The organism is Pseudoxanthomonas sp. CCNWLW251 (assembly GCF_037402255.1).
Lineage (GTDB): Bacteria > Pseudomonadota > Gammaproteobacteria > Xanthomonadales > Xanthomonadaceae > Pseudoxanthomonas_A.
The window spans coordinates 856-26,823 of the sequence record NZ_JBBEGA010000006.1 but is presented as its reverse complement, the minus strand read 5'-3'; the positions used below and the strand labels follow the sequence as shown (position 1 = coordinate 26,823).

General features: G+C 67.5%; 19 protein-coding genes. 13 read left to right on the top strand and 6 right to left on the bottom strand.

All coding sequences use genetic code 11. The features are described 5' to 3' along the window. Nucleotides 1-272: 272 nt before the first annotated feature. A complete protein-coding gene (locus WBN46_RS18060; RefSeq protein ID WP_337732792.1) occupies nt 273-1,901 on the bottom strand; it encodes a TldD/PmbA family protein in 1,629 nt (542 codons plus the stop codon). A 124-nt stretch (nt 1,902-2,025) separates the two neighbouring features. Between WBN46_RS18060 and WBN46_RS18055 the strand changes: the two genes are divergently transcribed. Beyond that, nucleotides 2,026-2,859, top strand: a complete 834-nt coding sequence (locus WBN46_RS18055; RefSeq protein WP_337732791.1) for an NYN domain-containing protein — start codon at nt 2,026-2,028, stop codon at nt 2,857-2,859. Further along, nucleotides 2,859-3,455 carry a DUF938 domain-containing protein gene (locus WBN46_RS18050; RefSeq protein ID WP_337732790.1) on the top strand — a complete coding sequence of 199 codons (597 nt, stop codon included), beginning with the start codon at nt 2,859-2,861 and terminating at the stop codon, nt 3,453-3,455. The genes WBN46_RS18055 and WBN46_RS18050 overlap by 1 nt, the downstream gene beginning before the upstream one ends. A gap of 42 nt (nt 3,456-3,497) precedes the next feature. Here the strand turns inward: WBN46_RS18050 and WBN46_RS18045 are convergent, their stop codons facing one another. Beyond that, nucleotides 3,498-7,223: an indolepyruvate ferredoxin oxidoreductase family protein gene (locus tag WBN46_RS18045; protein ID WP_337732789.1), complete on the bottom strand. Its 3,726-nt coding sequence runs from the start codon at nt 7,221-7,223 to the stop codon at nt 3,498-3,500. A gap of 155 nt (nt 7,224-7,378) precedes the next feature. Between WBN46_RS18045 and WBN46_RS18040 the strand changes: the two genes are divergently transcribed. The 9 genes from WBN46_RS18040 (at nt 7,379) to WBN46_RS18000 (ending at nt 16,776) form a co-directional block, all read left to right on the top strand. Beyond that, entirely contained in the window at nt 7,379-8,011 is a 633-nt protein-coding gene (locus WBN46_RS18040; RefSeq protein ID WP_337732788.1) for a tetratricopeptide repeat protein, read from the top strand. Between the two features lie 51 nt (nt 8,012-8,062). Beyond that, a complete protein-coding gene (gene ggt, locus WBN46_RS18035) occupies nt 8,063-9,796 on the top strand; it encodes a gamma-glutamyltransferase (protein WP_337732787.1) in 1,734 nt (577 codons plus the stop codon). Between the two features lie 312 nt (nt 9,797-10,108). Further along, nucleotides 10,109-10,519, top strand: a complete 411-nt coding sequence (locus WBN46_RS18030) for a GntR family transcriptional regulator (protein ID WP_337732786.1) — start codon at nt 10,109-10,111, stop codon at nt 10,517-10,519. Nucleotides 10,520-10,568: 49 nt separating this feature from the next. Next, nucleotides 10,569-11,477: an ATP-binding cassette domain-containing protein gene (locus WBN46_RS18025; RefSeq protein WP_337732785.1), complete on the top strand. Its 909-nt coding sequence runs from the start codon at nt 10,569-10,571 to the stop codon at nt 11,475-11,477. A gap of 23 nt (nt 11,478-11,500) precedes the next feature. Beyond that, the gene (locus tag WBN46_RS18020; RefSeq protein WP_337732784.1) at nt 11,501-13,318 is read left to right on the top strand and encodes a hypothetical protein; all 1,818 of its coding nucleotides are present in this window, start codon (nt 11,501-11,503) and stop codon (nt 13,316-13,318) included. A 47-nt stretch (nt 13,319-13,365) separates the two neighbouring features. Beyond that, entirely contained in the window at nt 13,366-15,414 is a 2,049-nt protein-coding gene (locus WBN46_RS18015; RefSeq protein WP_337732783.1) for a prolyl oligopeptidase family serine peptidase, read from the top strand. A gap of 122 nt (nt 15,415-15,536) precedes the next feature. After that, nucleotides 15,537-15,767, top strand: a complete 231-nt coding sequence (locus WBN46_RS18010; protein WP_337732782.1) for a DUF1653 domain-containing protein — start codon at nt 15,537-15,539, stop codon at nt 15,765-15,767. Nucleotides 15,768-15,774: 7 nt separating this feature from the next. Next, the gene (locus WBN46_RS18005; RefSeq protein ID WP_337732781.1) at nt 15,775-16,320 is read left to right on the top strand and encodes a DUF1697 domain-containing protein; all 546 of its coding nucleotides are present in this window, start codon (nt 15,775-15,777) and stop codon (nt 16,318-16,320) included. Nucleotides 16,321-16,353: 33 nt separating this feature from the next. After that, nucleotides 16,354-16,776: a hypothetical protein gene (locus WBN46_RS18000; RefSeq protein WP_337732780.1), complete on the top strand. Its 423-nt coding sequence runs from the start codon at nt 16,354-16,356 to the stop codon at nt 16,774-16,776. A gap of 466 nt (nt 16,777-17,242) precedes the next feature. Here WBN46_RS18000 and WBN46_RS17995 read toward each other — a convergent pair whose 3' ends face one another. From WBN46_RS17995 to zwf, 4 genes are all read right to left on the bottom strand, one after another. Next, nucleotides 17,243-18,967, bottom strand: a complete 1,725-nt coding sequence (locus tag WBN46_RS17995; protein ID WP_337732779.1) for an ExeM/NucH family extracellular endonuclease — start codon at nt 18,965-18,967, stop codon at nt 17,243-17,245. 335 nt (nt 18,968-19,302) lie between these two features. Next, on the bottom strand, nt 19,303-19,821 hold the full coding sequence (locus WBN46_RS17990; RefSeq protein ID WP_192203006.1) for a c-type cytochrome: 519 nt from the start codon (nt 19,819-19,821) through the stop codon (nt 19,303-19,305). 166 nt (nt 19,822-19,987) lie between these two features. Beyond that, the gene (gene pgl, locus WBN46_RS17985) at nt 19,988-20,701 is read right to left on the bottom strand and encodes a 6-phosphogluconolactonase (protein WP_337732778.1); all 714 of its coding nucleotides are present in this window, start codon (nt 20,699-20,701) and stop codon (nt 19,988-19,990) included. Between the two features lie 85 nt (nt 20,702-20,786). Further along, nucleotides 20,787-22,265, bottom strand: coding sequence for a glucose-6-phosphate dehydrogenase (gene zwf, locus WBN46_RS17980; protein WP_337732777.1), 1,479 nt, complete (start codon nt 22,263-22,265; stop codon nt 20,787-20,789). A gap of 123 nt (nt 22,266-22,388) precedes the next feature. Here zwf and WBN46_RS17975 point away from each other — a divergent pair, with 123 nt between their 5' ends. Together WBN46_RS17975 and WBN46_RS17970 are read left to right on the top strand one after the other, a co-directional pair. Further along, nucleotides 22,389-23,138, top strand: a complete 750-nt coding sequence (locus tag WBN46_RS17975; protein WP_192203003.1) for a GntR family transcriptional regulator — start codon at nt 22,389-22,391, stop codon at nt 23,136-23,138. Between the two features lie 591 nt (nt 23,139-23,729). Beyond that, nucleotides 23,730-25,968: isopeptide-forming domain-containing fimbrial protein (locus WBN46_RS17970; RefSeq protein ID WP_337732776.1), on the top strand; the 2,239-nt coding region annotated here is incomplete at its 3' end.

The following is a 25,968-nucleotide window of genomic DNA, read 5'->3' as shown; positions in this document are numbered from 1 at the left end:
GGACTGCGACGGACGCGTTGTGGCCCGCGCCATCCCCGCGCAGGTCGTCCCCGATTCTTGCCTTGCGTGCCGACAGCGTCAAATGACTTTCGGCATAGATGCGACCTTCGTCGGACTCGACGGCGCAGGAAGATGCGAAGCAGCGCGCCCCAGGGTGGGGGCACCTGCCGTCATCCCAGCGCACGCTGGGATCCATTGGCTTTTGAGGCTCTGCCGGGCACGACGTGAGGATCAAGGTGGATCCCAGCGTGCGCTGGGATGACGGTAGCCCACTACCCGAGTGACCGCGCCGTATTGATGATGTTGACGCCGTTGAAGCGCGTGGTCGCCGATCCATGCGACACCGCTGACACCTGGCTGGGCTGGCCCTTGCCGTCGAAGAACGAACCGCCGAGGCGGAAGTCGCGTGCATCGCAGATCGCCGTGCAGGCATTCCAGAACTCCGGCGTGCGGATCTGGTAGGCGGCGTCCTCGATCTGCCGCGTCACCTCGCCGTTCTTTATCTCGAAGTACAGCTGTCCGCCGAACTGCGCGTTGTAACGCTGCTGGTCGATGGAGTAGGAGCCACGACCGTGGATATAGAGGCCGTTCTCCACATCCTTGACCATGTCGGCGACGGTCAGCGGCACCTTGCCTGGTGCCAGCGAGACGTTGGCCATGCGCTGGAATTGCACGCTGCTCCACGAATCGGCGTAGCTGCAGCCGTGCGAGGCGTCCTCGCCGAGGATGTGCACTTCGTCGCGGGTCGCCTGGTAGTTCACCAGCACGCCGTCCTTGACCAGGTCCCAGCGGCGGGTCTTCACGCCTTCGTCGTCGTAGCCGACCGCGCCGAGGCTGCGCGGCTCGGTCTTGTCGGCGGTGAAGTTGACGATCGGGCTGCCCCACTGGAACTTCTGTTCGCGCTTGTCCAGCGTGGCGAAGCTGGTACCGGCGTAGTTGGCCTCATAGCCGAGCACGCGGTCCAGCTCGAGCGGGTGGCCGACGTTCTCGTGGATGGTCAGGAACAGGTTGGACGGGTCCAGCACGAGGTCGTACTTGCCCGGCTTCACCGACGGCGCAGTCAGCTTGGCGCGCGCCTGCTTCGCCGCCGCCACGATGTCCTCGCGCAGGTCGTACGACGCGCCGTAGGCCACCACGCCGCCGGGCAACGCGATCTTGTCGGCGGGATTGGCGTCCAGGTATTCGTAGCCCATGCCCATCGGCGCGGACAGCCCGTCGCGCGTCTTGAACCGGCCGGTCGCCTTGTCCACCACCGTCACCGTGAACGGCACCCAGATGCGGTGCACGTCCTGGTCGATCCAGGAGCCATCGGTGCTGGCGAAGTACTTCTGTTCGTTGATCACGAACATGCGCGACGCCGCGAAGCTGGCCCCGGCGGCGAGTGCGGTGGCGTTGGCACCCAGCAGCAGGTCCACCTTCTCCTTCACCGGCACCGCCATCGCGTTCTTCACGATCGGGGTGCGCCACGCTACCTCGCCCACGCCCTTCAACGGCGCCAGCTGCACAGGCTTGTCCTGGATGCGGGCGTTCGCACGCGCGATGGCCACCGCCTGCCGTGCCGCCGTCGCGACGCCGTCGGGTGTCTGGTCGTGGGTCGCGGCGAAACCCCATGCACCCTGCGCAATCACGCGCACGCCGATGCCGGAGGATTCGGTGTTCACCACATTCTGCACCTTGTCTTCGCGGGTGATCAGCGACTGTCGCAGGTAGCGGCCGATACGGACATCGCAATAGCTCGCGCCTGCTGCCGTGGCGGCCGCCAGCGCGATATCGGCCAGGCGCTTTTTCTTCGCCGCGTCACCGGGTTCCAGCAACGCCTCCGCGGCGATCACGCGCGTGCCGGGCAGGGCCAGTCCGGCGAAGGTCAGTCCGCCCAGGGCGAGGAAGTCGCGTCGTTGCATGTCGGGGTCCGGAAGCGAAAGCCCCCGGACTGTCGTCGGCATGCAGCGCAGCGTCAAGTGACGCCGGTCATGCCGTGCACACGTGGTGCACAATGCGCCTCATCCCGCACAGGAATCGCCCCGCATGAAATCCCGCCCGGTCGCCCGGTCAGAGAACGACGAAGAGCAGCCGCGGCTGGCGGTGCTGATCGATGCCGACAATGCCCAGCCTTCGGTCATCGAAGGACTGCTCGCGGAAGTGGCCAAGTACGGGGTGGCCAGCGTGAAGCGGATCTACGGCGACTTCACCAGCACGCGCATGACCCAGTGGAAGCAGGCGCTGCTGAAGCATTCGATCAACCCGGTGCAGCAGTTCGCCTACACCAGCGGCAAGAACGCCACCGACAGTTCGCTGATCATCGACGCGATGGACCTGATGTATACGCGGCGCTTCGATGGCGTGTGCCTGGTCTCCAGCGACAGCGACTTCACCCGCCTGGCGCAACGGCTGCGCGAAGAAGGCCTGACCGTGTACGGCTTCGGCGAACGCAAGACGCCGGACGCGTTCGTGCAGGCTTGCGACAAGTTCATCTATGTCGAGGTGCTGCGCAGTGAAGTGTCCGCACCACCGCCGCCACCGGCCAAGCCCGCGAAGAAGGCCGCCAGGCCGGCCGCGAAGAAGCCCGTCGCCCAGGCCGAGCCGACCGCCGCACCCGCAGTGGAGCAGGGCCGGCATGAGTCGTTGCCGCTGCGGCTGATCCGCCAGGCCATCGAAGAGGCCAGCGACGACCAGGGCTGGGCGTTCCTCGGCAGTGTCGGCAGCTACCTCAGCAAGGTGCGCCCGGATTTCGACACCCGCCTTTACGGCCACAAGAAGCTCAGCGATCTGATGAAAGCGCATCCGCGCCATTTCACGGTCGAGGAGCGCGCGGGCGAAGGCGGCGCGAAGCGCTTCTACGTGCGCGCAGCGGGCGGATGATGGCGGAAAAGCCCTTCGCACCTTCCTGCGAACGCAACCAGGGGCCGATCCTCGAGGTACTCCTGCGTCACTTTGCAGGCACCCGCCGTGTGCTGGAAATCGGCAGCGGCACCGGCCAGCATGCGGTCCACTTCGCCGCGGCGATGCCGTGGCTGTCGTGGCAGGCCAGCGATCGCGCCGACAACCTGCCGGGCATCGCGCTGTGGCGCGACGATGCTGGCCTGCCCAATACGCCGCCTGCGATTGAGCTGGATGTCGACGGCCCTTGGCCCGACGCGACGTTCGATGCCGTCTTCACCGCCAACAGCCTGCACATCATGGGCTGGGCACAGGTGCAGGCGTTCTTCGCCGGCATCGCCGCCGTGCTGGAGGACGGTGGGCTGCTGGTCGTCTACGGCCCGTTCAACTATGGCGGCGATTTCACCAGCGACAGCAACCGCGCGTTCGAGCAGTGGCTGAAGGACCGCGATCCCGCCTCCGGCATCCGCGACTTCGAGGCGGTCGATGCGCTGGCGTGCGGCATCGGACTGCTGCGGGTGGAGGACAACGCCATGCCGGCGAACAACCGCTGCCTGGTGTGGCGACGGAGCGCGTGACCGACCAGTAGAGAAAACCCCGCCGGAGCGGGGTTTTCATCGTCAGGCCGCCTGCACGATATGCAGCGCCTTCGGGTTGCGCCAGATGCCGAGCAGTTCGGCCTCGCGCGCCTTGGCGGCATGCAGGTGCTTTTCCTTGACGTGGCCGTAGCCGCGGATGTGCTCGGGGATGCTGGCGATCTCGACCGCCAGTTCCAGGCGGTCGGCGTCCAATGCCGCCAGCAGGTCGCTGATCGTGTTCTCGTAGTCGGCGATCAGCTGGCGCTCGCCCTTGCGCTCGTCGGTATAGCCGAACACATCGAACGTGCCGCCGCGCAGGAAGCGCAGCTTCGCCAGCAGGCCGAAGGCCTTGAACATCCACGGGCCATATTCCTTCTTCATCAGGCGGCCATGCGCGTCCTTCCTGGCGAACAGCGGCGGCGCGAGGTGGAAGTGCACCTCGTAGTCGCCGTCGAACTGCTGCTGCAGGCGGCGCTTGAAATCGCCGCTGGTGTACAGGCGCGCCACTTCGTACTCGTCCTTGTACGCCATCAGCTTGAAGAAGTAGCGGGCCACGGCCTCGGTCAATGCCGTCGAACCCGGCGCCTTGATGTTCTCGGCCGAGCGCACCTTGGCCACCAGGTCGGTGTAGCGGCGCGCGTACGCAGCATCCTGGTACTCGATGAGGAAGGCCGAGCGCCGTGCGACCAGTTCATCCAGCGAGCGTGACAGGCGCAGGTCGTCCAGTGGCAGGAAGGCGACGTTGTCGCCACCGCCGGCGCCGCTGTCCGGCAAACCGCGCAATTCGCTTTCGTTGCCTGGATTGCGCGGGGCGGCATTCGCGCCCCACTCGGTGCTTTCCCATTCGCCCGGCGGCAGGATCTGCAGCGTGCCCGGCGTGCGCTCGCTCTCGGTCTGCGTGTTGTGGATCAGGCCGGCGGCTTCCTGCACCGCCTGCGGGTTGACCACGGCCAGTCGGCCCCACGCGAACGCCGTCTTGTTCATTTCGATGGCGGCGCCGTTGAGTTCGACGGCGCGCATGATCGCGTCGAACGAGATCGGGACCAGGCCCTGCTGCCACGCATAGCCCAGCATGAAGAGGTTGCTGGCGATCGCATCGCCCATCAGCGCGGTCGCCACCTGCGTGGCATCGACCAGCATCGGCTCGCGGCCACCCAGCGCTACCTTCACGCCGGCGATGATGTCGGTGGCGGGGAACTCCATGTCCGGGTGCGTGGTGAACGTGCCGGGCATGGCTTCGTAGGTGTTCAGCACTACCTGCGAGCGCTCGCCACGGACCTTCGACAGCACCCAGTAGTCGTTGACCACCACCATGTCGCAGCCCAGCACCAGGTCGGCTTCGCCGGCGGCGATGCGCACGGCGTGGATGTCCTCCGGCGTGCGCGCAATGCGGATGTGCGTGGTCACCGCGCCGCCCTTCTGCGCCAGGCCGGTCTGGTCGAGCACGCTGGCACCCTTGCCTTCCAGGTGGCCGGCCATGCCGAGCAACGCGCCGATGGTCACCACGCCGGTACCACCGACGCCGGTGATGAGGATGTTCCAGGGCTGCGCCAGGTCGGACTTCACCACCGGGGCAGGCAGCGAGGCCAGCAGGTCGGCCGCATTGGCTTTCTTGCCCTTGCGCGGCGTGCCGCCGTGCACGGTGACGAAGCTGGGGCAGAAGCCGTCGACGCAGCGGAAGTCCTTGTTGCAGTTCGACTGGTCGATCTCGCGCTTGCGGCCGAACTCGGTTTCCTTCGGCAGCACCGACACGCAGAAGCTCTTCACGCCGCAGTCGCCGCAGCCTTCGCAGACCAGCGTGTTGACCATCGTGCGCTTGGCCGGGTCCGGCAGCTTGCCGCGCTTGCGGCGGCGACGCTTCTCGGTGGCGCAGACCTGGTCGTAGATCAGGATGGACACGCCCTTGACCGTGCGCAGCTGCTTCTGCACCTCGTCCAGGCGGCCACGGTCGAAGAACTCCACGCCGGTCGGGAAGAGTTCGCGCTTGCCCCACTTGCCGATCTCGTCACTGACCACGACGATCGTGTCCACGCCCTCGGCGCGCATCATGTGCGCGATCTGCGGCACCGACAGCGTGCCGTCCACCGGCTGGCCGCCGGTCATCGCCACGGCGTCGTTGTAGAGGATCTTGTAGGTGATGTTCACCCCGGTGGCCACCGACTGGCGCACCGCCAGCGAGCCGGAGTGGAAGAACGTGCCGTCGCCCAGGTTCTGGAAGACGTGCTCGGTCTCGGTGAACGGCGCCTGCCCGGACCACGTCACGCCTTCGCCGCCCATGTGCGTGAAGGTGTCGGTGTCGCGGTCCATCCACGTCACCATGTAGTGGCAGCCGATGCCGCCGAGCGCGCGCGAGCCCTCCGGCACCACCGTCGAGGTGTTGTGCGGGCAACCGCTGCAGTAATGCGGCACGCGCGGGAAGTTCGCGCGCGGCAGCGCCATCTCGGCTTCCTTCTCCTCCATCCAGCGCAGGCGCTGTTCGATGGATTCCGTGAAAGTGCTTGATGGAAGCGGGAAGCGCAGGATGCGGCGACCGATGACGCCGGCGATGGTGGCCGGGGTCAGTTCGCCGGTGGACGGCAGGATCCACTCGCCGGCCTCGTCGTATTTGCCGACGATGGACGGGCGCGTGCCCGCATTCGCCGGCCAGTTGTAGAAGTACTCCTTCATCTGCCGCTCGATGAAGGCACGCTTCTCCTCCACCACCACGATGTCTTCCAGTCCCTTGGCGAACTCGGTGATGCCCACCGGCTCCAGCGGCCAGGTCATGCCGACCTTGTAGACCCGGATGCCGATGTCGGCGCAGGCCTGCTCGTCCAGGCCCAGGTACTCCAGCGCCTGCAGTACGTCCAGGTAGCTCTTGCCGGTGGTGACAATGCCCAGCCGCGCGCGCGGCGAGTCCAGCACGATCCGGTCCACCTGGTTGGCCCGCGCGAATGCCTGCGCCGCGGCGACTGCGTACTTGTGCAGGCGCATTTCCTGGTCGAGCGGCGGATTCGGCCAGCGGATGTTGAGGCCCCCAGCCGGCATGGCGAAGTCCTCCGGCATCACGATCTGCCGCGCGAACGGATCCACCTGCACCGAGGCCGACGATTCCACCGTCTCGGCGATCGTCTTGAAGCCGATCCAGCGGCCGGTGTAGCGGCTCATCGCCCAGCCCACCAGACCGAGGTCGAGGATGTCCTGCACACCGGCGGGATTCAGCACCGGCATCATCGCACTGACGAATTCGTCTTCCGAGCCGTGCGGCAGCGTGGAGCTGCGGCAGTTGTGGTCGTCGGCGGCCAGCGCCAGCACGCCACCGAACTTCGACGTACCCGCCGCATTGCCGTGCTTGAACACGTCGCCGCAGCGGTCTACGCCGGGGCCCTTGCCGTACCACATCGAATACACGCCATCGACCTTGGCGCCCGGGAACAGGTTGGTCTGCTGCGTGCCCCACACCATGGTCGCGCCCAGGTCCTCGTTGAGGCCCGGGATGAACTTCACCGCCGCCGCCTCCAGGTGCTTGCGCGCGCGCCACAGCTCCAGGTCGAAGCCGCCCAGCGGCGAGCCGCGGTAGCCACTGATGAAGCCGGCAGTGTTCAGCCCCGCCGCCTGATCGCGCAGCCGCTGCATCAGCGGCAGGCGCACCAGCGCCTGCACGCCACTCAGGTAGATGCGCCCGTCGGTGCGGGTGTACTTGTGTTCCAGCGTGTAATCGCTGTCGATCACCCCGATCTGCGGCGTGTTGGCGGACGAGGGCGAGGTGAGTTCGGCGGTGCTGGTCATGGCGGGCCCAAAGCGGCTGGCGTGGCCCGAAAACCCCTCGGGCATGAAGGCGCGCATTGTAACAGCGGCTTTTTCTGTGACGCGCGTCACTCCGTCGTTGTGCGTTGCAGCGGTTAGGATGACAGCCGGGGGAACACTGTTGTCTGGGGGATGTCGTGAAATCCGGTAAGTATTTGCTGCTGGCCACCGTGCTGGCATTGAGCGTTTTTTCGGCGCAAGCGCAGAATGTGCCGAAGCCGAAGGAATTCTATTTCGACGAAGACCGCGCGGCGGCGCCCGTGGTGGCGATCACCGGCGTGGAAGGCGACGCGTTGATCGACCAGCTGATGAAGGCGCGCGAACGCGGTCGCAAGACGCTGGAAGCTACCGCGCAGCTGGCGCATGTCGCCAGCGCGGGCGGGCGCGCCGATCTGGGTGCGCAGCTCTACCAGCAGGCCCTGGCTGGCGCACAGTCCGGCAGTCATACGTGGCGGTCCATCCGCTGGAACTATGGCTGGGACCTCTATCGGCAGGGCCAATACCAGGAGGCATTGGACCAGTGGAGCCCGCTGGTGGGCGCCGTGGGCGGGGCCTCGTGGGTGCCGCCCACCTTCGCGCTGGCCCTGTGGAAACTGGGCCGCAAGGACGAAGCCGTGCAGTGGTTCGGGGCTGCCGTGCGGACCGAGCCCACGCAGTGGACCGATGCGCGCAACTTCGCCGCGCAGCTGCCCGACTGGCGGCAGGAAGACCGCGACACGCTGGCCGAAGTGCTGGGGGCGTGGCAGGTCAATCCGCCCACCTGGCCGTAATGCGTAATATCGGCGGCTGAAGGCGCGCGCGGTGCGCGCCATCGCCCGACGATGATGCGTACTCTCCTGATGTCCTGCCTGGCGACGGCGCTTGCCGCCGCCGCCGCGCTGCCCGCTTCCTCCGCCGACCGCATTGCCGGTCGCGCGTTCGCCACGCGTTCGGACGTCATCGCGCCGCATGCGATGGCCGCCACCTCGCATCCGCTGGCCACGCAGATCGCACTGGATGTGATGAAGCGGGGCGGCACGGCGATGGACGCCGCCATCGCCGCCAACGCTGCGCTCGGCCTGATGGAGCCCACCGGCAATGGCATCGGCGGCGACCTGTTCGCCATCGTCTGGGATCCGAAGACGAAGAAGCTGCACGGTTACAACGGCTCGGGACGTTCGCCGAAGTCGCTGACGCTGGACTACTTCAAGCAACAGGGCATCACCGACATCCCGCCGCATGGACCGTTGCCGGTCAGCGTGCCGGGCACCGTGGATGCCTGGTTCGCGCTGCACGGGCGCTTCGGCAAGCTGCCGGTGAAGGAGCTGCTCGCGCCCACCATCCGCTATGCGCGCGAAGGCCACCCGGTGCACCAGACGATCGCCTACTACTGGGAGCGCTCGGTGCCGAGGCTGTCGAAGTTCCCCGGGTTCACCGAGCAGCTCACCATTGGCGGGCGTGCACCGCGCACCGGCGAGATGTGGAAGAACCCCTACCTGGCCGACACGCTGCAGAAGATCGCCGACGGTGGCCGCGATGCGTTCTACAAGGGCGACATCGCCCGAGCCATCGATGCGTACTTCAAGGCCAACGGCGGTTTCCTGTCGTACGAGGACATGGCGACGCACACGGGCGAGTGGGTCGAACCCGTCAGCACCAACTACCGCGGCTACGACGTCTGGGAACTGCCGCCGAACGGACAGGGCATCGCCGCCCTGCAGATGCTCAACGTGCTGGAAGGCTACGACTTCAGCAGGATTCCCTTCGGCAGCCCCGAGCACGTCCACCTGCTGGTGGAAGCCAAGAAGCTGGCTTTCGCCGACCGCGCGCGCTGGTATGCCGATCCTGCCTTCCAGCCCGCACCGGTCGCGCGCCTGATTTCCAAGCCGTATGCACGCGAGCGCGCGAAACTGGTCTCGCCCGACAAGGCGCTGCGCGAAGTGCACCCCGGCACGCCGAAGGAACTCGACGAAGGCGACACCATCTACATGACCGTCGCCGACAAGGACGGCATGATGGTCTCGCTGATCCAGTCCAATTACCGCGGCATGGGCAGCGGCATGACGCCGACCGGCCTGGGTTTCATCCTGCAGGACCGTGGCGAGATGTTCGTGCTGCAGGGCTGCGAGGGCGCCGCGCCGCATCCCAACTGCTACGCGCCGGGCAAGCGCCCTTTCCACACCATCATCCCCGCCTTCATTACCAAGGACGGGCTGCCGTGGGTCAGCTTCGGCGTGATGGGCGGCGCGATGCAGCCGCAGGGCCATGTGCAGGTGGTGATGAACCTGGTCGACTTCGGCATGACCCTGCAGGAAGCCGGCGACGCCCCGCGCGTGCAGCACGACGGTTCCACCGAACCGGTCGGCAGCGCCACCGCGATGAGCGACGGCGGCGTGGTGCAGCTGGAATCCGGCTTCCCCTACGAAACCGTGCGCGCGCTGATGGACAAGGGCCACCACGTCGAATGGGCCCTCGGCCCGTATGGCGGCTACCAGGCGATCAAGCGCGACCCGGAGACCGGTGTGTATTACGGCGCCAGCGAGAGCCGCAAGGATGGGCAGGCGGCGGGGTACTGACACCGCGTAGCCCGCCGAGACACTTCACCGCATCCAGCTCATCCAATGAACGGGAAGATGCCTGGCAGCACGGGTTTCCGGCTGAACGGAAGCGGCCCGGGTCCACATCGGTGGTCCGGTGACGATGCCGTAGCGCACGCGGTTCTCCGTTTGGAGCTGGCTGCGGGAGGGCTGTGACCGGGTGGCGGCGTACCGATGATGCGGGCGAATCCCCGCTTCGATCCTGGAAATCCCGGTTTCGTCGCAAGCCGGCTTGACGGCTCGGGGCTGTTTGTACTGTACTAGTTCAAATAGTACAGATAGGACGGCACGATGGCTCGACCCCAGGCTCTGATGATCCAGATCGCCACCGGCGACCCGCGCCCGATCGGCCGCCAGATCGTCGACGCGGTGCGGATGAAGATCGCCACCGGCGAGTTGAAGGCCGGCGATCAGCTGCCCAGCGTACGCGGGCTGGCCCAGCAGTTGACCATCAACCCGAACACGGTGGCCAAGGCCTACACCGAGCTGACCACCGAGGGCTGGCTGGAGTCGCGGCAGGGCATGGGCCTGTACGTGGCCGCGCCGCGCCAGCGCCTGTCCGACGACGAACGCGAACGGCGCTTCGACGATGCCATCGGCCGCTTCGTCAACGACGTGATCCCCCTCGGCTTCCCGCCTGACGAGGTGCAGGCGCGGGTCGAGCACGAATTCCGCCAACTGGTTCCCCGCAGGATCGCCTGAGCGCGATCCCATCGAATCGTTTCCCGTTGAAGTCGCATCGAGCACCCACATGAGCCACGACTACGTCATCGAGACGCGCGCGCTGAGCAAGCGCTACGGCCGCAAGCTGGCGCTGGACAACCTCGACCTGCGCATCCCGCGCGGGCGCATCCACGCCATCGTCGGCGCCAACGGCGCCGGCAAGTCCACCCTGTTCCGCATCCTGATGGGCTTCATGCCGCCGAGCGCGGGCGAGGCGCGCATCCTCGACAAGGACAGCCAGCAACTCACGCCCGCCGATCGCGCGCGCATCGGCTTCGTCAACGAGGAACACACCCTCGCCAACTGGATGCGGGTGTCGCAGGTCACGGCGATGCAGAAGCACCAGTATCCGCGCTGGAACCAGCAGGCCTACGACAGCGTGATCGGCCATTACCACGTGCTGCCGGAACAGAAGGTCGGCCAGTTGTCGCGCGGCGAACGCGCCGGCTTCAACCTCGCGCTGGCGCTGGCGCAGGGCCCGGAACTGCTGGTGCTGGACGAGCCGACACTGGGCCTGGACGTGGTCGCCAAGCGCGCGTTCCTGGAGTCGCTGCTGTACAGCAATGCCGCCGACGACTGCACGGTGATCTATTGCTCGCACCAGATGGAGGAGATCGAGCGCGTCGCCGACAACCTGATCATCCTCGAACGCGGCCAGCTGAAGAACATGTCGGCGCCGGAAGACTTCACCGCACGCGTGAGCCACTGGGTCGCCGACGTGCCGTTCAAGGGCCCCGAGCGGCATACCGTGCCGGGACTGCTGGAAGTGCAGCGCCTCGACGGCCTTCACCACTACCTGGTGCTGGACCAGGACGACGGCTTCGAGCGCTTCCTGCGCGAAGCCGGCGCCCGCAACGTGCAATCGATGCCGGTCAGCCTGGACCGCGCGGTCAACGCCTTCCTTGCCAAGAACCACGCCGCGCCGGCTGCCGCCTGAGCGCGCGACACGAGGACATTCCCATGATCGATCTCTTCAGGGGCGAGCTGCTGCGCTTCCGCCTGTGGGCGGCCATAGCCGCCGCCATCAACCTGGCTGTGCTGGGCTTCCTTAGTCGCATGGTCGACCTCGCCCAGCAACCGATCTTTGTCTACCAGGTGTTCGCCGCGGTGTACGCCCTGGCCGGCGTCTTGCTGGGCCTGTACCAGATGGGCACGTACCGCAAGCCGAACCAGTGGCTCAACCTGCTGCACCGCCCGCTGCATCGACTACGGATCGCCGGTGCCCTGAGCGGCGCCAGCGTCGTGCTGCTGCTCGCCGCCGTAGCAATTCCGGTCGTGCTGGTCTGCCTCTACCAGGACACGATGACCGCGCGTGTGGTCGATACGCGGCATTGGCTGCTGCCGGTCGCGGGCGGGTTGATCGCAGTGTCCGGCTACCTGGCCGGCGCCTATGCGATGGTCGGCAACCGCCGTTATTCGTTCGCCGCCTTCCTGCTGCCGAACCTGTTCATGTATGCGCAGGCCTCCGGCATGGCGATGCTGGGCGTGCAACTCGTGGTCATCGCCTTCCTCGCGGTACTGCTGGCAGTCGCGTTCAAACCGGATCCCGCCGTGCAGCCGCGCAATCCGCTGGCGGTGCTGGCGGTTGCGCTGCCGGTGCAGGTGGGTGCGTATTTCCTGATCTGGATGCTGGGTTTCGGCATCGAACTGTTGTGGACGGTGAGCGGCACGCATCCGCTCAACATGCCCGCGCCGCCGAGCGGCGGCTACATCGAAGCCGAGCGCGCCGAGGGCAAGGACATCCTGCTGCTGGGGCTCGAGGGCAGCCGCGATCCCGAAGCCGCGCTGTGGCGCGAGCAGATCGCGTTGTCAGACGTGTACACCACCTATCCGCTGCGCAACCTGCCGGTGCAAGGCAGCCTGACCAACCTGTCCCCGCTGGAATTCGCCGATGGCGACAACAATGTCTTCCTGGTGTTCAGCCACGACCGCGAACGTTTCGTCACCCGCGGCCTGCGCGACCAGCGCCCGATCGGCGAACTGGGGGTGGGCGAGAAACAGACTGAATTCCCGGCACCGACCATGCCGTACGGCACCACCTACCTGTACAACGCGCATGCGGCCTACCAGTACGACAACGACCAGCAGCGGATGTTCGAACGCGTCCGCTTGCCGCATGGCGAGGTGATGGCCAGTCCGCCCGCGCCCGCCGGCGACAACATCCTGGTGCTCAGCGACCGCGCCGCGTACTTCTATCCCGGCCGCGAGGCGATGAACAGCCTCGACCTGCTGCAGCCGCTGTTGCGCGTGGCGATGCCGGGCCATGTGGGCAACCTCAGCCGGATGGACATGATCGAGTTGCTGGATGGCTACCTGGTATCGCTGACCTATACCTGGGGCGTGTGGTCGGGCGAAATGCAGCATCCGTTCCAGCAGGTGCTGCGGATCGACAGCCATGGCAACGTGCGCACGGTCGCGCATCGCGCACTGAACGTCGATCTGCCGCCGGTCTACACCACGCGCATCTGGTGGCTGTCGCCAGTCCTGCGCACGCTGTGCCTGCGCGCGCAGGAGCTGTTCGCAGCAAAGGACCCGCTGCGCACCGCGCCGCAGCCGGTGCCGCGCACGATGGTCGGGCTGGCGCTGGCCTGCTGCGTGGTGTCGCTGCTTGGTGCGATAGGGGTGAGTGGACGGCAATCGCATTCACCACGCGCGCGCTGGGCCTGGGTGCTGCTGTGCGGCGTGGTCGGACTGCCCGCGCTGGCCAGCCTGTGGCTGATGTATCCGATGCGCGAACGGCTGGATGACCTGCGGCTCGTGCAGCCCGCCGCCGCCTGACCAACATTCCAAGGGCCCGTCGCGAGCGGGCCCTGCAGGAGACGAAGATGAAGACGTTCCCGAAATTATTGGGGGCGCTGGCATGCAGCGCCTTCTTGTGGACGGCGACGCCCACCCGCGCCGACGACGCGCTGGCCTTGCGCGCCGCAATCGCTGCCGAACGTGCCCGCGCGCCGGCGTCGCAGTATCCGCGCACCGCGTTCGAAGCCTCGCGTGCGCTGCAATCGGTGCGGCTGTCGCCCGACGGCCGCCACGTCGCCTACCTGCGCCAGCTCGGCCAGCAACGCAGTCTGTGGCTGCTGCCAACTGCCGGCGGCGCTGCGCGGCAACTGCTGCCGCGCACCGAAGCGGACGAGCTGTACTGGTCGCGCGATGGCCGCTGGCTGTTCGCCAAGGCGCGCCGAACGCTGGTGACACTGGAGATTGGCGGTCGCGGCGGTATGCGCATCGCCCTCGACAACCCGCGCGGCATGCTGCGGGTCGATCCTTCGCAACCGGCGGCGGTGGTGCTGCGCGAACGCGTGCGCATGCCCACCGGCGAACGCTGGCGGGTGGTGCGCAGGGACGCGCGCGGCAAGCGCACGCTGCTGTGGGAAGACCAACGCTTCATCCACGACGTGGCGCTGGATGCGCGTGGCCGGCTGGTGGCGCTGATGCGTTTCGATGGCGACCACGACGCGCTGTACCGCGTCGACGGCAATGGCCGCCTGCGCGAAGCGCTGCGCTGGACCACCATCCGCGACCAGGCCCAACTGCTGGCGGCGACGCCACAGGGCGACCTGTTCCTGGACAGCGATGCGGGCGGCAACTTCCGCCGCGTGCTGCGGCTGGATCGCGATGGCGTCCTGCATACCGTGCATGCGGATCCGCGCGGCGAAGCCGACCTCGACCGGGTGGTGCTCGATCCGGCCACGCAACAGCCGGCGATCGTGGGTTATCGCAGCATCGTGGCCGCGACCTACGGGCTCGGCGCCGCACAGCCGCAGGTGGCGGCGATCACCAGGAAATTCCCGGGCCGCGACATCGGCATCACTATCGGCAACGGCCCCGGTGCCGGATGGCTGGTGTCCGAGCGCGCCAGCACCCTGCGCGATGCGCGCTGGTACCTGTACGACCCGCGCAGCGGGGGCCTCCGCCGCATCCTCGAGCAGGAGGCGAAGGTGTCGCCGCCGCCGCCGGAAACGGCGCTGGCGCGCAAGCTGCCGTTCGCCTACCGCGCCTCCGATGGCAGGCGCGTGCACGGGTTCCTGTTGCTCCCGCCTGGCGCCGATCCTGCACGCGTGCCGCTGGTCGCGTTCGTGCACGGCGGGCCGATCAACCATTTCCGGGCCGACTACGACGGCATCGCCCAGTTGCTCGCCAATCGGGGCTATGCGGTGTTCGAGTCCAACTTCCGCGGCTCCACCGGGCACGGCCGCGACTACGCGCTGTCGCCGCGCGGCGACTACGGCAATGGCCGCGTGCAGCAGGACATCGTCGAAGGCGTGCGCTGGCTGCTGGCGCAGGGGATCGGCGACAAGGACCGGGTCGGCATCGCCGGGCATTCGTTCGGCGGTTATTCGACCCTGCTCGGCGTGACCTTCCAGCCTGATCTGTTCAAGGTCGGTGTGGCGGGCGCACCGCCGGCGGACATGGGCTGGTCGATGCGCTGGCTATACGAGTACGGCAACCAGGGGGCGCGTGCGGATCGCTCGCTGGCGACGACGATGCGCCTGCTCGGCCTGGACCTCGACAAGCCGGCGAGCTACGCCCACTTGCGCGTGCAGTCGCCGCTCGCCAACGCCGGCAAACTGCGGCGGCCGGTGCTGCTGATCGCCGGCGGCGAGGACCGCACGGTGCCGATCCGCGAAGTGATCCACTACGCCGCCGTGCTGCGTCGCCTCGGTAAGGACGTCAGCCTGTACGTCGAAGCGGACGGCGGCCATTCGCCGACCGAGCCCCTCCCGCGCGAGGCCTACGTCTACCTGATGGAAGCGATGCTGCACCGCCATCTCGGCGGCGCCAAGCCGGAACCGCCGAGCCCCGCGCTGCACGCATACCTGAAGTCGGCGTTGCGCATCGCGGACAAGGATGACGGCTTGCTGGCGGAGCGTTGATGCATTCCCTTGGCCCATTTCCCTTTCGTGCGACAGGCGTACGCACGATGACCGGGTGTAGCCGCATGCAATCGGATAGACGCATAGTGCCCCCATTCTTCGAATCGAATCCGGACATGCCCATGGCTACGCTCCCCGCCCTCCCCGAACTCGCCCCCGGCCTCTACCGCCACTACAAGGGCAACGACTACGAAGTCGTCGCGGTGGCGCGGCACAGCGAGACACTGGAACCGGTGGTGGTGTATCACGCGCTGTATGGCGAAGGCGGGTTGTGGGTGCGGCCCTACGCGATGTTCTGCGAGGAGGTGGTGGTGGATGGGCGTAGCGTGCGGCGCTTTGCGCCGGTCGAATGAGGCGCGCGTGACCACCTACATCGCCCTGCTCCGCGGCATCAATGTCGGCAAGGCCAAGCGCATCGCGATGGCGGACCTGCGCGCGCTGCTGGAAGGGCTGGGCCATACCGACGTCGCCACGCTGCTCAACAGCGGCAACGTGGTGTTCCGCTCCAGCAAGAAGACACCCGCGAAGATCGCGGCGGAGATTTCCGCCGCCATCGCCACGCAGCTCGGGATCGACGTGCCGGTCATCGTGAAATCGGCGAAGGACCTGGCCGCGATCATCGACGGCAACGCGCTGGTCGATGCGGCCGCCGATCCCTCGCGCTTGCTCGTCGCGTTCGTGCAGGAGGCGGATGCGCTGCCGGCGCTGTCCGCCATCGCGCCGCGGGTGGTGCCGCCGGAAGAATTCCTGGTCGGTCGCGAAGCCGCCTACCTGCACTGCGCGAACGGCATCCTCGAAAGCAAGGCCGGCGAAGCGCTGGTGGGCAAGGCGGGCAAGGCCGCCACTACCCGCAACTGGGCCACCGTGTTGAAGCTGCAGGCGCTGGTGGACAAGATCGGTGCCTGACGTCCGTCCTCTCCTCTTCCGATGCCGCCGCCCATGACGATCGACCGCTTTCGTCTGTTCCTGGTCGCCTCCCTGATCCTCTCCATCGCGTCCATCGCCACGGTCTTCCTGCCTGACGGATACTCGCAGAGGCTGGCCGATGCCTATGCCAGCGAGCCGCTGCCGTGGTTGTTCCGGAACGAATACGTGGCGAGCGGAGTAGGGGTCGTGGCGGTGGCACTCGTGATCGCGGGGTACATGGGCCTCTTCATGCTGAAGCGTTGGGGCCGCGCGCTGTCGCTGGGCATCACCGTGCTCGGCTTTCCGCTCTACCTGCTGGCGGGTCCCACGTTGCTGTCGCCGCTCGAATCGATGCTGACCGATGCGTCGACGCTGCTCTGGGGCGCGTGCCTGGCGCTGGCGTATTACTCGCCGGTTGCCGCGAGGATCGAGGGCGGCTCGCGTTTCGCAGAATAGGTTGGGGTGAACGGAGTGAAGCCCAACGATCATGGCAACGACGTGTCCGCGCGTTGGGGTTCGCACGCCCACCCCAACCGATGGGTCTGATCGACACGCTGGACCGCTGAGGGGAGCGTAGAGGCGCTCTCGGCGTTCTTTTGTTCCATGACGAGGCATTTTTCTTCGACATTCGAGGCTCTACTGCCACGCCAGCAAGGCGCTTCTCCTTGCCATGGAACAGAACAGCCTCGTCACCTCACGTCAGCGGCTTGTCATCGCACACACACGCCTCGGATGGCGCACCTCGAGGGTGCGGCATCTCACGGCAATGCGTCGTCGACACGTCGCCATGGCGCACCGATGCCTCACCAACGAAGTAAGAAGCCTCGTCAGCTCACCTCAGCGCTTCGTCATCGCACCTGAAAGCCTCGATGTCGCCCGACAAAACGTGCGCGTCGACGCCGGGCGCGCCGACGGAACGGTGTCAGAGATCGAACCCCAGCAGCAGCGGATCGTGGTCGGAACTGCGGTAGGGCGTGGACGCATCACCGTCGACGTAGCCCTGCGCGTCCTGCTCGTCGGCATTGATATGCCATTCGGCCGCACCGCGTAGCTGTTTCGCCAGCGAGGGGCTGAGCAGGGCGTGGTCGAGGCGGCCGGTCAGGCCGTTGTAGACGTAGCTGTAAGGCTGTTCGACGCCCGCCTGCTTGAACGCATCCACCCAGCCGGCGTCATCACGCAGCCAGCGCACCGGTGCTTCCATCGCGTAGGCGTTGAAGTCGCCGAGCATGACGATGCGGTCGCTGCGTGTGCGGGTGGGGTCGGTCTTCAGCCACGCGTCGAGGCGTTGCGCCGAATCCAGGCGCAGCGCATTCCAGCAGCCGGCGCCGTCCTTCTGGTCGGTGTCCGGGCCGATGGCTTCCGAGCAGCCCTTGGACTTCAGGTGGTTGGCGACCACGACGAAGGGCTTGCCGGTGCCGCGCACGAAGGCCTGCGCCAGCGGGCTGCGGCTGCGTTCGCCGAAAGGACCTTCCAGCAGCGTGGCGGGTTTGCCGGTGGGCTTAACCTTGTCGCTGCGGTAGATGATGCCGACGCGGATGGTGTCCGGACCCGGACCCTGCTTCGCATCGACGAAGCGCCACGTGCCACCGCCGGTGTTCAGTGCGGCGACCAGCTGCGCGAGGCTGGAGTCGGCGCCGTAGCCGTCGTTCTCCAGTTCCATCAATGCGGCGATGTCGGGGTCGAGGCCGCGGATGGTGGCGACCAGCTTCGCCATCTGCGCCTTCAGCTGCTCCGATGTCTTCGCGCCGCGCTCGGTGGGGAAGCCGCCGCCGTTGCCGTCGCCGTTGAAGAGGTTTTCCAGGTTGAACGCGGCCACGCGCACGTTGCCGGCGACCTGCGGCGCAGCCGGGCGTTGCGGCGCGGCGATCGTCGGCGCGGCGGTGAGTTGCAGGCGCCAACTGCCCAGGCGCTGTTCGACGATGCCCTGCACGCCGGTCAGCACGGTGCCGGTGCGCAGCGGCTGACCATCCTTGACGTACCAGACGGCGACGGGGTCGCGCGTGGCGCTGCCGTCGTCCAATACCAGGGTGCGGCGTGCATTGTCGGCGGCGAGGCGCTTGGCCTCCGGGCTACCGGGCGCGACGCGCTCGCTGGGTTGCCACAGGCGGCCATCGAAACTGGTGATCAGTTCGCCGAAACGTTCGAGCGTATGCGTGCCACTGAGCGTGAGTGGCGCGTCGATGCGCACGAGCATGCCCTCCAGCGCTTCCCAGTCGGCGGGCTGCGCACTGAGCACGGTCGGTGCGACGCTGCCCTTGCCGCGCGGCTGGATGACCGGTGCATGCAGCGCGGTCTGCGTGGCGTCGCCGCCGGCCTTGCGTTCGCCGACGATGCCGCTCACGCGGACACGGTCGCCAGCACCGAGCGACGGCGGTGGCACGCCTTCATCGAGCGCGACGAACAGCGCATCGGAGGTCTTCGAATTACCGTCACCGGCGTCCTGCAGGAAGAAGCCGCCGAGGCCCTCGAGGAACGCGCCGCTGACGACGCCTTCGACAGTGACGGTCTGGCCATCGAGCTCGCTGCGCGCGCTTTCACCCTGCACCTGGCCGATGGGCATGACGCGCTCCTTCGGTGTGGCCGCGCAGGCCGGCAGGGCGAGGGTGGCGAGCAGGGCGAGGGTGAGCAGCGAGCGGGGGGACGTCATCGGGGGCGACCACTGAAGCGAGGCGGCAAGGGTAAACGGAATGGGTGACGGGCAGGTTTTCCCTCTCCTCCGCTCGTGGGAAGAGAGGGTGCGGAAAGTCTGCCCCGGACCTGATCCGGGGTGGGCGAGGGGCGCTGGTGCCGTGGAGCGTGCGTTACCCCCGTGCGTCGAGCGGTCGGGGTGGCGCCGGACAGCAGGAAATGGACCTCGCTCGCCCCTCATCCGCTTTCGGCAGCTTCTCCCCGCAAACGGGGAGAAGGAATGTCCCCCACGGTTCTTGTCGTCCCAAACAAAAACGCCGCCCGGAGGCGGCGTTTCGTGGAAGGCGCGGGGCCTTACTTGCTGTTGGCCAGCATCCAGTCGACCGTGGCGTGCACCTGCTCGTCGGTCAGGGCCGGGTTGCCGCCCTTGGGGGGCATGATGCCGCCGTCCGGACCGGTGAAGCCCTCGATGGCGTGCTTGTACAGCGTATCCACGCCCTTGGCGGCGCGCGCGCCCATGCCGGCGGCGGTCAGCATGGGAGCCTTGCCCACGCCGTTGGTGTGGCAGGCGCCGCAGAGGTTCTTGTAGATCTCGCCGCCATCGAGCGTGCCGCCATAGGCGACCTGCGAAGCGGCGGCGGCCTGGGCGGCGGCTGCAGCGGCAGCCTGGGCGGCGGCACCGGTTTCACCGGCATAGACGGCGCCGGCCGGGGCGATGCGCGCCTCGGTGATCTGCACGGCCTTGGGGTTCACTTCCGGCGGCAGCGTGTCGTGCAGGAAGTACGCGCCGACGATCAGACCGCCGGTGACCAGCACCAGGAAGCCGATCACCATCGAGAAATGCTTGAGGAATTCGAGGTCGTAGTTACGCACTTTCCACCTTTGGCAGCACGGCCTCAAGGCCGCGCATGGCTACGAAAACGGGGGCCGACGGAGTGCGCGGTGCGCGATCCAGGCGGGACCGGGCGCCGGAGCGCCGCGGGTAGGGGGGCATTATAAGCAGTGCGGCCCGCTTTGCCTCAACACCGGCACGTGCCGATCACTGCGCCAGATAGACCTGCAGTGGCGCGCGCAGGGCCTGCATCAGCGTGCGGATCGGGTAGCCGGCGCCCGCGCCCTGGCCTGACAGGGCCTGCTGGAGCACCTGGCGCTTCTCGCCGCCTTCGATGTGCAGATACAGATGGCCGGCATCGCGCAGCACGGGAAGCGTCAGGGTGATGCGGGGCTCCCCGGCACCGGGCGCGCGCATCGGCAGTACGGTGGTCGTGGTGGCGGGGTCAGTGGCTTGGGCGAGCAGGTCGCCACCGGGGAAGAACGATGCCGTGTGCCCATCGCCGCCCATGCCGAGCACGGCCACGTCCAGCGGTATCGGCAGCGTGGCGGCAATGGCCGGGAGCGCTTCCTCGGGCGTGGCGGTGGGCCGGTGCAGCGGAAGGAAGCGGGCACCGGCAGCTGCGTTCTGCAGCAGGTGTTCCTTCACCAGTCGAGCATTGGAGCGGTCGTTGTCGTCGGGCACCCAGCGTTCGTCCACGAGGGTGACGGTGACGTTCGCCCAGTCCAGCGGTTGTCGGGACAGCGCCTGCAGGAAGCGGCGCGGGGTGGTGCCGCCGGACAGGGCGACGCTGGCGGTGCCCCGCTGCGCCAGCGCAGCGCGCAGGTCGTCGGCAACGGACAGTGCGAGGGCATCGGCGACTGCTTCGCCGTCGGGGAAGGGGTGCAGTTGGACCTGCAGCGAGAGATCGGTGGGGGGCATGGCGCGACTCGGGAGTGGGTGCTTCCCGGGGGAAGGCAGGCCGGCAGGTGGCCGGGGGGAGGCCCCGCGCAGGCGGGGCCGGGCGTCAGACGGTGTCTTCGTGCCAGGTGCGGCCGTCGCGTTCGACCAGGGCCACGGCGGCGCTGGGGCCCCACGAGCCGGCGGTGTAGGGCTTGGGGGCTTCGCGCAGGTTTTCCCACGCGGCCAGGATCGGGTCGACCCACTTCCAGGCGGCTTCCACTTCGTCGCGGCGCATGAAGAGCGTCTGGTTGCCGCGCACCACGTCCATCAGCAGGCGCTCGTAGGCTTCCGGCTGATGCACGCCGAAGGCTTCGGCGAAGCTCATGTCCAGCGGCACGTGCTGCAGCCGCAGGCCACCGGGGCCCGGGTCCTTGATCATCAGCCACAGCTTGACGCCTTCGTCCGGCTGCAGGCGCAGCACCAGCTTGTTGCCCATCACCGGGCCGGCGCTGTCGTCGAAGATGGAATGCGGCACGTGCTTGAAGGCGATGACGATCTCGGACACGCGCTCGGACAACCGCTTCCCGGTGCGCAGGTAGAACGGCACGCCGGCCCAGCGCCAGTTGTCCACTTCGGCCTTGATGGCCACGAAGGTCTCGGTGCGCGAATCGTCGCGGCCCAGTTCGTCCAGGTAGCCGGGCACGGCCGCGCCATTGCTGGCGCCGGCGCGGTACTGGCCACGCACGGTCAGCTGGCCGGCGTCCTCGGCGGTGATCGGGCGCAGCGAACGCAGCACCTTCAGTTTCTCGTCGCGCACGGCGTCGGCCTGCAGCGCGGCGGGGGGTTCCATGGCGACCATGCACAGCAGCTGCAGCAGGTGGTTCTGCACCATGTCGCGCAGCGCGCCGGAGGTGTCGTAGTAGCCGGCGCGCTTCTCCAGGCCGACGGTCTCGGCTACGGTGATCTGCACGTGGTCGATGCGGCTGGCATTCCACAGCGGTTCGAACAGGATGTTGGCGAAGCGCAGCGCCAGCAGGTTCTGGACGGTTTCCTTGCCCAGGTAATGGTCGATGCGGAAGATCTGGCTTTCGGCGAACGCACTGCCGACGGCGTCGTTGATGACTGCGGCACTGGCCGAGTCGTGGCCGATCGGCTTCTCGATCACCACCCGGGCGTTGCCGGTGTTCAGGCCGTGCGTGCGCAGGCGGTCGCAGATGTTCACGAACAGCGTGGGGCTGGTGGACAGGTAGAACACGCGGATGCGGTCGCCGGTGGTCTGCAGGCGGGCGGCGAAGTCATCCCAGCCCTCGTCCTTGGTGGCATCCAGGGCCAGATAGCCCAGCTTCTCGAGGAACGCCGGCAGCTTGGACTTCAGCGATTCGTCGTTGCCGCAGGCGCGGGCCAGTGCGTCACCGACCTTCGCCCGATACTCGGCATCGCCCTGCTTGTCGCGGGCCACGCCGATGATGCGGCTGTCTTCCGGGATCTGGCCGTCGGCATAGCGCCGCAGCAGGCCCGGCAGCAGCTTGCGCAGCGCCAGGTCGCCGGTGCCGCCGAAGATGACGAGATCGAAGGTATCGACGGGCAGGGTCTTCGCGGTCACGGGCGTCTCGGTGAAGCGGGAATGAGTGGTAACAATACCACCGGGGTACCACGGCGCGCCAACAGGTCCGGCCCTGTAACGCAATTGTTGCAGCATTGGTACTCCACTGGTATCTTGACTCGTATGCAAAAGAACCTGCTCGAGGAATACCAGCGATTGCAGACCGGCGAGTCCACGCGTGCGGTGGCCTATCTGCGCTTGCGTCGCGCGCTGCAGAACCTGATGGATGCCGGCGTGTTGCGGCCCGGGCAGGCCCTGCCGAGCGAACGGGACCTGGCCCAACTGCTGGACCTGTCGCGGGTGACCATCCGCAAGGCGCTGGCGGGTCTGATCGAAAGTGGTCTGCTGGTGCAGCGGCAGGGAGCGGGCACTTTCGTGGCCGAGCGCATCCTGCGCCAGTTCTCCCGCCTGACCAGCTTCACCGACGACCTGCGCGAGCGCGGGCTCAACCCGCAAGTGAAGTTCCTCGAGCGCTCGGTGGGCGAGGTGACCCCGGAAGAATCCATGGCGCTGAACCTGTCACCGGGCAGCGGCGTGGTACGCATGTACCGCCTGCGCCACGTGGACGGGGCGCCGATCGCCATCGAACGGACCCTGGTGCCGTACCTCCTGCTGCCGGACCCGGACAGCGTGACCACATCCTTGTATGAGGCACTGGATGCCTATGGCCATCGGCCGCGGCGCGCCCTCCAGCGCCTGCGTGCCGTCGCCCTGGACGAAGAGGCGGCCCGGCACCTCGAACTGCCGGTCGGGGCGCCGGGCTTGCTGGTCGAGCGCCGCGCCTTCCTTGAGGATGGTCGGGTCGTCGAATCCACCCGGTCCTTCTACCGTGGCGACGCTTACGACTTCGTCGCCGAACTCCAGAGCGACTGACCCGCCCCGGCCCGTTTGACCGGCCGGACTGCAAGGTCCGCTTTTTCCCATCGCGTCCCCGCATCCCTTTGCCTGCAGGCCGTCAGTGTCTGCGGGCACGCGCTGCGTGGCCCTTTCCCGGCCGCCGCCTGTCTGTCGGCGGGGGCCATTGGTCGGTCATGTCGGTTTTCGGGCGCTTGACGCATCTCGTTATGTGATGAAGTTCACACGTTTACCTATTGACGCCAACTTGTTGACGTTAAGAAATGGTGAATGTGTAATGTATGTCTCATTTGGTTGTGACAAATGTCCTCTTTCGGGGATGCAATGCGATTTGTGACGTAATCCCGCTCCGACAGGGCTGTCCTGGCCCAGGTCGAGGGGAGTTGCGACTTTCAAGACAGCCTTGGGGGAGGCAGTCCCTGGCTGGCTTTTCTCCCGATCCAGCGTAAGGGACCACCCGTGTACGTCTCGACTCAATTCCGCCATATGGCCCAGAAGAGCCGCTCCCTCCTCGTTCTGGGGGTGCTGGCCATGTGTGGCGCGCTCACGGCACCGGTGCTTGCCCAAACGCAGGTCGCCAACACGGCGACAGTCGCTCCTCCTTCTGGCGTGACGGATCCCACACCGGGCAACAACACGTCAACGGCGACGGTCAACGTACTGGCGCTGCCCCGCCTCACGCTGGTCAAGAACGTCCTCAACAACGATGGCGGTACCGCCGTAGCCACTGCCTGGACCCTGACGGCAACGGGATCCGCCCAGACAGTGAGCGGAACCAGCGGCAGCGCTGCGGTCACCAATGTCGCGGTGCCGGTCGGTACCTATGCATTGAGCGAAGCGGGCGGCCCCGCTGGCTACACCGCCGGGACCTACAGCTGCGTCGTCAACGGTGGGGCGGCCATCGTTTCCGATTCGATCGCCCTGGCTGGCGGGGATATCGCGACCTGCACGATCACCAACGACGACCAGGCGGCAACACTGACGCTGGTCAAGACGGTGGTCAATGTCGGGGGCGGCACGGCGACAGTTAGCGACTTCCCGCTGACGGCCACGGGACCGACCACGATCACCGGCGTCAGCGGCACCGCGGCCGTGACCAATGCGGCGGTCAATGCCGGCGTCTACACACTCTCGGAAGTGACTGCGGCCAACTACACGGGCGGCAGTTGGAGTTGCACGGCCGGCACGCTGTCGGGCAACCAGCTGACACTCGCGAACGGGCAGTCGGCGACGTGCACCATCGTCAACACCTTCCAGCCCGCACCCGCACTGATGTTGGACAAAACGGCCTCGCCGACGACGGTGTCGGCGGCGGGCCAGACGGTGGCGTACTCGTTCCTGGTGAGCAACACCGGCAACGTGACGATCACGGGGCTGCAGATCAACGAGACCGCCTTCAGCGGCACGGGTACGGCGCCGGTGATCACCTGCCCGGTGACCACGCTGGCCCCGACCGAAAGCACGACGTGCACGGCCACCTATACGGTGACCCAGCAGGACATCGATGCCGGTTCGATCACCAACACGGCCACGGCCTCGGGTACCAACCCGGCGGGCGGTACCACCACGTCGCCTGCGGATAGCGCGACGGTGACGTCGACCGCGACGCCCAACGTCTCGGTAGTGAAGACCGGTCCTGCGTCGGTGGATGTGGACAGCAGCTTCCAGTACACGCTGACGCTGACCAATAGCGGCGGCAGCACGACTGGCACGAACCTGATCGTGCAGGACCAACTGCCGGCGGGCATGCGGGCCACAGCCGCCTCGGGCGCGACGTGCACCAACCTCAACGTGCTGGGCGCGCTGCTGACCTGCACCGTGCCGGGCCCGATTGCGCCGGGCGGCAGTTCGGTGGTGACCCTGACGGTGACGGCGCCGCCGAGTACCGGCTTCGCGCCCTCCACGGAGAGGTACACCAACTACGCCGCCACCAACCCGTCGGGCACGGGCAACCCGGGCACGCCGCCGGGTGAGGGCTGCGTCAACAGCGCGACAACCAGCTGCAGCAGCGTCGATACGGATGTCCTGTCGCCGCACCTGCAGTTCTACAAGTTCGCCAGTGCCACTAGCTTCAGCATCGGCGTGCCGGCGAGCTACACGCTGCAGGTCAACAACAGTGGTTCGACGGCGACGACGGCGGTAGCGACCATCACCGATGTGGTGCCGTCCAGTTTGACCCTTGGTACCTTGCCGGCCGGTTGTACGGCGGCGGGCCAGACGGTGACGTGCACCATCCCGGCCGGATTGGCAGCGGGCAGCACGACCGACTTCATCATTCCGGTAACGCCGACGGAAGCGGCGGTGCCTGAAGTCACCAACACGGCCAGCGTGAGCGGCGGTGGCGATCCGGGTTGCCCGGCCCAGCCGCGCTGCGAGAACGGCGTGACCACTCCCGTCTTGGCGCCAGTGGTGACCTACGCCAAGACGGCGATCCCGACCGGCCCGGTGGCGGTGGGTGACACGATCACCTACACGCTGACGGCGACGGTGAGCAGCTCGCAGCTGACCAGCGCGCTGGTGCTGACCGACACGCTGGGCACGGGCCTGACCTTCGGGTCGGTGACCAATGCCGGCGCGTACACGGCGAACACGGCGGGTGCGCCGGTGCTGACGTTCACGCTGCCTGCGGGCACGGTGCCGGGCACCTACACGGTGAGCTACACGGCGACGGTGAATGCCGCGGCCACGGGCACGGTGAACAACGCGGTGGTGGGCGACCAGGGCACCTGCTCGGCCGACTGCGACGTGGAGGTGCCGGTGACGGCGCCTGCGGTGACCTACGCCAAGACGGCGATCCCGACCGGCCCGGTGGCGGTGGGTGACACGATCACCTACACGCTGACGGCGA